Origin of the sequence: Nostoc sp. (assembly GCF_036919675.1) — a bacterium.
In the GTDB taxonomy this organism is placed as follows: domain Bacteria; phylum Cyanobacteriota; class Cyanobacteriia; order Cyanobacteriales; family Nostocaceae; genus Nostoc.
This window is the reverse complement of record NZ_JBALCP010000068.1, coordinates 22,799-31,340: the sequence shown is the minus strand read 5'-3', so window position 1 is coordinate 31,340 and position 8,542 is coordinate 22,799. Positions and strand designations below refer to the sequence as shown.

The window sequence follows — 8,542 nt, the reverse complement described above, 5'->3', positions numbered from 1 at the left end:
CACAACCGCACACTGCCGTCTTCACCGCCACTGACAATCGTCTGCCCATCCCGGCTGATGGCGACAGAAATGACCCCACCCTCATGACCACGGAAAGGAGTTAAGACCTCCATCGCTTGTTGCAGGCTATTCCGAACAGGAGTGAGAATTTGATCGGGCAATCTCTCGATATTCTCAGCTATTGCTTGTATTGCCATAACTGAGGCTGTGAGGGGTTGGACAGGGAGTATTTTCGTGATAGTTGCTGTTTTCTCCTGCAAGAAGGCTTCATCGCTTACTCTGACAGCAACTTGTTGTTGATAACTCCGTTCTGTTTCATAAGCAACACTGCGCTGATAAAATCTCTGGGCTAGAGATGATAAATCAGGCTTTAACTTTTCCCAATTTTTTTGCACCTCTGCTAACAATCCTCTTGGCATGAGGTAGTTTTCATCTTCTTCCTTGTGCAACCATTCTTGCAAAGCATCTGCTAATCTATCACTCAACCGCCGCAAGTCTCGGTCTTGTTGTCGCCATTCTCGCAACCTCCGCCAACCATCAATTAAAGCTTCATGGGCTAAATCAATCCAAACTTCTTCTCTGGCTTCTGTGTAAGTTACTATTAAGCGTCCTTGGATCAGCTTTTCTATAACTTGTTTTATGACTGTCTGCTCATCCGGGTTTTCACTAGCAAGACTTAACAATTCCTGTTTTGGTTGTCGCTGTCGGGTATCTTTGTCTTCTGCACCTGTACGCACCAATTTTAAGAAAATTCGCTTTACCCACGCTTGCGGCTGCTCTGTGAAATCTACATACAGCTTTTCTGCATGACGCTCCAATGCCCCAATGACCCCACCAAGTTCGTTAAACTTAGCCACTGTCAACTGATGTGCTTGCTGATCGCGCTGTTCCCAAAGTTCAGTCAGCGCAAACTGCAACAGAGGTAAGCAGCCTTTCTCTTGTCCCACCACTTCTTGCTGGATCGTTCCGAGTAAACCTCTTTCTAACTGATAACCTCGTAAGTTGGCTGGGGATGCGATCGCTTCTTCTAATTCTGCCCCCAGTAATGGCGGCATATACACAGCCTGTTCCTGAATTAGTTGTGTCAGCGATTTATAGTTTAAACAGTATTCTAGAAAATCAGCTCGCATCGTGGTGACAATTGCTAACCGCCCTTCAGAAACTTGGGTTAACAACTCAATGAATCGCTGTCTTTCTTCTTCCTGAGAACCAAGGGTAAAAATTTCTTCAAATTGATCTACCACCAATAAGCAACGCTCAGAACCAGTCAGCCTAGAAATTACTGGAGATAAACCTTCTGTGTCAATGAGAGCCGAGATTTCCCTAATTTCCGTGCGTTCAAATAACTGTGTAAAGGCTCGTTTTAACTCTGCTAAAGGTTGAACTCCAGGCAAAATTGGTTCTAAGATTCGCCAACCATTTTTTTCTAACACTGGAATCAAACCTGCCCACACAACGGAAGATTTACCACTCCCCGAAGCGCCAATGATGGGAATAAAATTAGCCTGAGCAAGTTTTTGTTGAATTGAGTTGACTACTTTTTGCCGACCAAAAAAGAACTTGGCGTGTTCTTTGTCAAAAGCTTGTAATCCTCGATAGGGACATTTTTTACTTACCACCACAGGCGCTACGGGATTCTTCGGTGGATACCAAACCAAAGGAATTGACCTACCGCCACCCATGTAAATTGCTTCTTGTCCACTTCCCTTAAGTTCCTGTGAAATGAAGCTTATCAAGTCGTTGGCATTGACTTCTCCTGTAGTACCCTTGGCTTGATCTTCAAACAGTCCTTTGATGACAGCTTTAGTGAAAATCCCACCTTCTGCATCTTCCCGCGCTCTTTCAAAAGCGCGGGAGGCTGTAATTAAGCAGTAGTCGGCGTTGCTGTTGAAAACTGGGAAACTTGACCTGATGAAGCTTGTTTCTAGTAATGAGCCAGCATAACAGCAGTCCAACAGTACTACCAAACTGCTGAGTTGAGATTTACTGATTAAAGTGTTGAAGTCATCAAAGGCGATCGCATTTTGTCCATCTTTGTTACAATCCGATGTTGCCAAATACCCTTTCGCTTCACCTGTCAGGCTGGGTGCTTCAAATCCATGTCCGGCAAAATAAATTAATGCCTCCGCACCTTTGGCCTTTTCTAACAAAAATATTCTTAGTGCTTGTCCGAGTTCTTTACCAGTTAACTTTTTATCTAGTGCGATTTGCCAGCGATCCCCACTCTCGATTAACTTGCTAGGTAAAGGCTGAACATCAAATCTACCTTGTTTACGCAGCAGTTGGGCGATTTGTTCCGCATCATTGACAGCCTTTGGCAGGTTGGTGAAATTGTCATACTTAGCAATTCCCAACACCAGCGCATATCTAGCCATATAATCTAACCTGGCATCCGTTTTTACCTAATCTTACTAAGAATAACTTCAAGAGTAACTGAGGCTATTATGTCAGAAGTGCAACGTTTAATCATCAAAGAAGACGATCAAGAGTACGAAATCTACGTAGAATCAAATACCGTCGCTGAAGTTTCAGAAGAAGATGAACCGGGATACCGTGATGGTTTACCCACGCTAAACATTCAAGAATTTCAGGGCAAGATTCGTAATTATGCCAAGTTAGCTGTTGGTGCATTCAAGAATTTACCTGACGCTGAGGAGGTAACAGTTAAGTTTGGCATCAAGCTGGGTGGGAAAACTGGCATTCCGTTTTTAACTGAAGGGTCGGCGGAAAGTAATTTTGAAATCGAGGTTAAGTATAAGTTTCCTGAGAAGAAGCAATAAATAGCAATAGTTGGATTATCGTGCTTACCCATATCCCGCCCGGAAATAAATTTCCAGGCTCATAGCGCAAGTCCACTCAAGTGGACTGAAATCTCTCCTTAGTCTTCTGAAGAGGACTTTAGCTATTAGCAGAGGAATTTGATTCCCCTGCGGGATGACAACGAAGCTGATGATTTGCGACATCTTGATAGTGTCGGCTAGCATAATTATTACAGAAGCGATCGCCTTCGATTCATCATCATTCACTCATAGAACACGAACTTCCGAGTTCAAAGGGTGAGCTATCACCTTTTACTCACGATCATTTACTCTTGGATCTCGGACGTTGGTGTTCTGAGCCTGAAGTTCCGAGTTCTAATCTGGAAATTTTATGTTCTGAGAGTGAAGCTTGGAGTTCAGAACTCGGAACGTCGAGCAATTTACTCCAACATCCGAGTTCTGAGCCTCAACATTGCACCTTAGAAGTGCAATCACCAAGCTATTTTCTACAACGCTGCTGCTTGAGGCTTGGATTTCCGTGATTTACGGGCGAACCTTTGCCCCATTTCGTCAACTACTCCATCTAAACCAGCGCCTTGTCCACTAGCTTTGGCATAGTTATACACCTGCAAGGCGGCTGCATAAGCTTCACTACCCACTGCTAGCGAAGTATCATCCAGCAACTCTTGTAATTGTGACAAAGACAGCAATACTGGATATAAAGCTTCAAATAATTGAACGTCTTTCCGCATCTCATTAAGGTCAAACGATCGCGGTAAAAATTCTGGATTCTGTGTCGCTACCTCCAATGCTTTGCTTACAAAGGCGCGGCTTTTATCTCCCATTTTGGGTAAAGCTTTCCGCTCCTCGTTACTTAAATCAATCAAAAATGGTAGCTTTTCTTTAATTGTGGCGATCGCCTGCAACACAGCATCTCTCTCTGATTGCGCTAGTGTTGCACTAATTGGGGCTGTGGACATAGAAATTAGTCTCCAGTAGGTTTCTTAAATTTAGAGTGCCCACATATACAATTTGAATTTCAATCACACTAATAAAAATTTCGAGTTCAAAGAATAAGCGATCGCCACGCTTTTAACAATCAAAATTATTCTTCCTCGTCAACTTCCTCGCCGATCAGTGGAGCTTGGGAGCTATGACGGACATGAAGCACAAAAACTGTATCTTCCCGAATAGCAAACAAAATTCGGTACTTATTTCTTGACTTACCGGAAATAAATTGACGGATTTCTTCAGTAAGTACATCATTTTCTGGAGCTAGAGCGCAACGTAGAGGCTTTTCTTGCAGAGTAGCAATAGTATCCATCAACTCCCGAAACCATTTATCTGCATATATTGGGTTACGCTCTCTCAACCAAGAGTAAGCAGTATCAATTTCAGCTTTTGCAGTCTGAGTCACCCTAACTTGAAATGCCATACTTTTGCTGCATTTCTTGCTCAAATTCGCTAAGGGTACTGGTTCTACCAGCGTCTACATCTTCAAGTCCCTGCTTAATTCCGGCGATCGCTTCCAATCTTTCCAAAGCATCCAGCAGTTTTTGGTAAGACTCTGCATCCTGAACCACAAGTTCGGCCTTACCATTAACTGTCAGCACTACGGGTTTTCCTGTCTGCTTCATCTGCTGTAGGAATTCCAATGTATTGCGTTTAAAGCTAGAGAGTGAATGGATATCTCGACTAATATTTAGCATAGAGTTGATTATGCATTAAACTTGCACTTAATTTAACGCTATCTCAAAAGCTTTTGTCCAGTACAAATTTGTCTTGCAGGGTAACAATATTGTTATTGTTCATTGTTACGCCCTTACCACCTTTTACTTGAGAAAAATCGCACATCGCGCTAGTCTTCATTGACGTAACTGCACGCTGTAATATTAGGCGATGACAAATCAACTCTCTTCAGAAATTCCCTCTTGCACTTGGAGCCGTCCCATCGGTTTAGGCTGGGACAAACCTTATACCGTCCGCTACGCAAGTAATATCGATGATGGCCCTTGGCATGGTATGCCTTTAGGTGGCTTTGGTGCAGGTTGCATCGGTCGTTCTTCACGAGGAGATTTTAACCTCTGGCATATCGACGGTGGTGAGCATACCTTCAAAAACGTTCCTGCTTGTCAATTCAGTGTATTTGAATCCAATGGCACATCTTCCCAAGCCTACGCTTTATCTACGCAAGCGCCCGATGATGGCACTCTCAAGGCTTGGCAGTGGTATCCGACACTTCCCGGCACAGAGGGGACGGGCAATTATCACGCGCTCTACCCACGTAGCTGGTTTGTGTATGAAAATGTATTTCAAGCACAGTTGACATGTGAGCAATTTTCCCCAGTCTGGGCAGGTAATTACCAAGAAACTAGCTACCCTGTGGCAATATTCCTTTGGAATGCTTACAACCCTACAAATGCACCGATTACTCTCAGCATCATGCTCACTTGGCAAAATATGGTTGGCTGGTTTACAAATGCCCTCAAATCTCCCCAAGTGCGGGTGCGCGATGATGGTAGTCCGGTTTACGAATACCAACCGCGCTGGGGCGAAAGTCAAGGAAACTATAACCAGATAGTTGAAAATACACAACAGTTTGGCTGTCTTTTAGGTCGGGTTGGTAGTGATGAACCTTTGAAGGAAGGAGATGGAACTTGGTGTATTGCGACGCTGAAACATCCCCAAGTGGAAGTATTTCACCACACTCACTGGAATCCTGATGGTACGGGTGATCAGGTGTGGCAAAGCTTTGCTAAAGATGGTTCTTTGCCCAATAATATAGATGCAAATCCAGTAGCAGAAGGTGAACAATTAGGGGCTGCGATCGCACTCCGTTTCACTCTCCAACCAGGCGAAACTCTGGAAATCCCCTTTGTCCTCGCTTGGGATTTGCCCATTACAGAATTTGCCGCTGAAGTCAACTATTATCGCAGATACACAGACTTTTTTGATAAAAGTGGAAATAATGCTTGGGTGATCGCATCTACTGCGCTACAAGAATACCAAACCTGGCGATCGCAAATTCAAATTTGGCAAAAACCCATTCTCGACCGGGAAGATTTACCCAACTGGTTTAAAATGGCTCTATTTAATGAGCTTTATGACCTCACCAGTGGCGGTACTCTCTGGAGTGCAGCATCGGAACTTGACCCCATCGGTCAGTTTGCAGTGCTAGAGTGCTTAGATTACCGTTGGTATGAAAGTCTAGATGTGCGGCTGTATGGTTCTTTTGCCCTGCTGATGCTATTTCCAGAATTAGAAAAGTCGGTGATTCGGGCATTTGCACGGGCGATTCCTGAAGGTGATGATACACCCCGAATAATTGGCTATTACATGACAATTAAGGCAGAAAGTCCGATCGCCGTTCGTAAAGTCGCCGGTGCAACACCCCACGATTTAGGCGCACCGAATGAACATGTTTGGGAGAAAACCAACTACACCAGCTATCAAGACTGCAATTTGTGGAAGGATTTGGGTAGCGATTTTGTCTTGCAAGTATACCGCGATTTTTTGCTCACGGGTGCTGACGATGTAGAATTTTTAGCAGATTGCTGGAATGCGATCGTGCAAACCCTCGACTACCTGAAAACTTTTGACCTTGATGGCGATGGGATTCCAGAAAATTCTGGTGCGCCTGACCAAACCTTTGATGATTGGCGGTTGCAGGGTGTCAGCGCCTATTGTGGTGGGTTGTGGTTGGCGGCGCTGGAGGCTGCGATCGCAATTAGCGATGTTTTGTTAACGAACCGCAGAGGCACAGAGAACACAGAGGTGCAAAAATCCATCTATGAAGCTTGGTTGGAACAATCTCTTCCTATTTACCAAGAAAAACTTTGGAATGGGCAATATTACAAACTCGATAGTGAAAGTGGTTCTGATGTGGTGATGGCAGATCAATTATGCGGACAATTCTACGCCCGACTACTGGACTTACCTGATATTGTAGCGAGCGATCGCGCCCTCTCTGCCCTAAAAACTGTTTATGATGCGTGCTTTTTGAAATTCTGCAATGGTGAATTTGGTGCTGCTAATGGTGTTCGTCCTGACGGTTCACCAGAAAACCCCAAAGCTACTCATCCCCTGGAAGTCTGGACGGGGATAAACTTTGGGCTGGCGGCTTTTCTTGTGCAAATGGGAATGAAAGATGAAGCGTTTCGGTTGACGCAAGCTGTGGTGCAGCAAATTTATGACAATGGTCTGCAATTTCGCACGCCTGAAGCTATCACCGCAGCTGGTACTTTCCGCGCTAGCACTTACTTACGGGCAATGGCGATTTGGGGAATTTACTTAGTTATTAATTGATTGGCTATCAAAACGGTTCTCATTTTGATGCAACACACGTAGGGGGGCACAGCTACCCCTACTAACGGTCATATTCCACATATAGTGTGTGGGTTGGCAAATTTAGCCCATCTTCATCTGAGAAAGCAGAGTCTAGATTTGTGATTTTATTTTCCGAGTGTTTCCGGAAGCGAAGGAAAATTTCAGTAATCGTAATAGTTGAAGGATTGAGAATTCAAGACTACTGTTTCAAAAAATGCAAATATTACTAGCTTTAGCCATAAATCTTGCTAATATTTCCCAGACTATGTTCACAATCAAAAACTAGGCTATGGCGTGCCTATCCTTTTATACAACAGCAAAGTTCATCAGATTGTGGCGCTGCGTATTTGGCAATGATTAGCCAATACTGGGACATCCGCTTAAACCACTACAATTTGCGTAATTTAGCACGGGTAGATCGTAAAGGTGGATCTCTCCAGGGTTTAGCAGAAGCAGCCCAAACTTTGGGATATGAAGTGCTATTAGTCAGGGCGAGTCTTAGCAAGCTGGACTCATATTATAACCCGTGGGTGGCTCATTGGCAAGGAATTCATTATATAGTTGTCTGGCGAGTTAAAGGCGATCGCATATTGATTAGTGATCCAGCCATAGGCAAGAACTGGCTTTCGCGTCCAGAGTTTGAAGCTAGCTGGACAGGATATATCCTACATTTAGACCCCACGGAAAACTTTAATGCCCCCAAAGGTGAGAAACTCTTCTTAGGTTGCTATTGGCAAACATTGTGGCATTACCAAAAATTACTCAGACAAATTATTCTTACTTCATTACTGGTACAAGTTTTTAGGTTGGCGACTCTGCTATCTACTCAGGTCGTTATCGACCAAGTAATGAATGTTAAAAGCTTCTTTACCCTGAACATCTTTGCGATCTGCTTCCTGATTTGGGATGAAGCAACTAGTACCGCAAGGCAAAAGTCAAAAGTCAAAAGTCAAAAGTCAAAAGTATTACGGAATAAGCTCTTTAGGGTTTTTAAATGGTTGCTCTATTTCCGCCGTGGCGTACTAGCGCCCTCGATATCAAGTTGGAACGCCAATTTAAACAGAACTTAACCCAGATTAATCAAGCTTGTATCACCTTCATCATGTCAACTATATCCTTGTTCTAGACCGAGGTATCCTCGTTGAGCAAGGCACTCATCCATGACTCATGGCAATTGGTGGTTTTTATTGCCATTTAGCGCAACTGCAACTGCATCTGTAATCTCATTTATATAAATCTGTTAGATGTTAATACACATACAAATTCTTACTGAATCAACTTAGCACTATTCTCTGTTAATTAACTTCCACTCTATTAGAAAATTATTTAATTATACAGGTTTAGCCTACTACATTTTTTTGTTGGAAACATTCCATTACGGGTGTTTTTATTCACTCAGTTGATGATAGCTTAAACTATATATATTACTATTAAACACTAATTCTTTTTTAAAACTA

General features: G+C 43.4%; 6 protein-coding genes and 1 pseudogene. 3 read left to right on the top strand and 4 right to left on the bottom strand.

Going from position 1 to position 8,542, the window contains the following annotated elements; genetic code table 11:
- A partial coding sequence (locus V7K49_RS14745; protein WP_335206173.1) for an nSTAND1 domain-containing NTPase occupies positions 1–2,375 on the bottom strand: 2,375 nt, incomplete at its 3' end.
- 69 nt (positions 2,376–2,444) lie between these two features.
- Between V7K49_RS14745 and V7K49_RS14740 the strand changes: the two genes are divergently transcribed.
- Positions 2,445–2,780, top strand: coding sequence for a CU044_2847 family protein (locus V7K49_RS14740; RefSeq protein ID WP_335206171.1), 336 nt, complete (start codon positions 2,445–2,447; stop codon positions 2,778–2,780).
- A 485-nt stretch (positions 2,781–3,265) separates the two neighbouring features.
- Here the strand turns inward: V7K49_RS14740 and V7K49_RS14735 are convergent, their stop codons facing one another.
- The 3 genes from V7K49_RS14735 to V7K49_RS14725 all read right to left on the bottom strand — a co-directional run bounded on the left by V7K49_RS14735 (position 3,266) and on the right by V7K49_RS14725 (position 4,468).
- Positions 3,266–3,739: a hypothetical protein gene (locus V7K49_RS14735; RefSeq protein ID WP_335206170.1), complete on the bottom strand. Its 474-nt coding sequence runs from the start codon at positions 3,737–3,739 to the stop codon at positions 3,266–3,268.
- Between the two features lie 125 nt (positions 3,740–3,864).
- Positions 3,865–4,194, bottom strand: coding sequence for a type II toxin-antitoxin system RelE/ParE family toxin (locus tag V7K49_RS14730; protein ID WP_334871693.1), 330 nt, complete (start codon positions 4,192–4,194; stop codon positions 3,865–3,867).
- Positions 4,178–4,468 (bottom strand): type II toxin-antitoxin system Phd/YefM family antitoxin, encoded by a 291-nt coding sequence (locus V7K49_RS14725; RefSeq protein ID WP_334871694.1) that lies wholly within the window; start codon positions 4,466–4,468, stop codon positions 4,178–4,180. The genes V7K49_RS14730 and V7K49_RS14725 overlap by 17 nt, the downstream gene beginning before the upstream one ends.
- Positions 4,469–4,658: 190 nt before the next feature.
- Between V7K49_RS14725 and V7K49_RS14720 the strand changes: the two genes are divergently transcribed.
- Complete coding sequence (locus V7K49_RS14720; RefSeq protein WP_335206169.1) at positions 4,659–7,064, top strand: GH116 family glycosyl hydrolase; 2,406 nt, start codon at positions 4,659–4,661, stop codon at positions 7,062–7,064.
- A 293-nt stretch (positions 7,065–7,357) separates the two neighbouring features.
- Positions 7,358–8,017, top strand: a pseudogene (locus V7K49_RS14715) (cysteine peptidase family C39 domain-containing protein); the annotation flags it as partial.
- Between the last annotated feature and the right edge of the window lie 525 nt (positions 8,018–8,542).

Excerpts from the sequence above, each read along its gene's own strand:
- V7K49_RS14740 (WP_335206171.1), top strand. The coding sequence starts at position 2,445 with ATGTCAGAAGTGCAACGTTTAATCATCAAAGAAGACGATCAAGAGTAC.
- V7K49_RS14735 (WP_335206170.1), bottom strand. The coding sequence starts at position 3,739 with ATGTCCACAGCCCCAATTAGTGCAACACTAGCGCAATCAGAGAGAGAT.
- V7K49_RS14730 (WP_334871693.1), bottom strand. The coding sequence starts at position 4,194 with ATGGCATTTCAAGTTAGGGTGACTCAGACTGCAAAAGCTGAAATTGAT.
- V7K49_RS14725 (WP_334871694.1), bottom strand. The coding sequence starts at position 4,468 with ATGCTAAATATTAGTCGAGATATCCATTCACTCTCTAGCTTTAAACGC.
- V7K49_RS14720 (WP_335206169.1), top strand. The coding sequence starts at position 4,659 with ATGACAAATCAACTCTCTTCAGAAATTCCCTCTTGCACTTGGAGCCGT.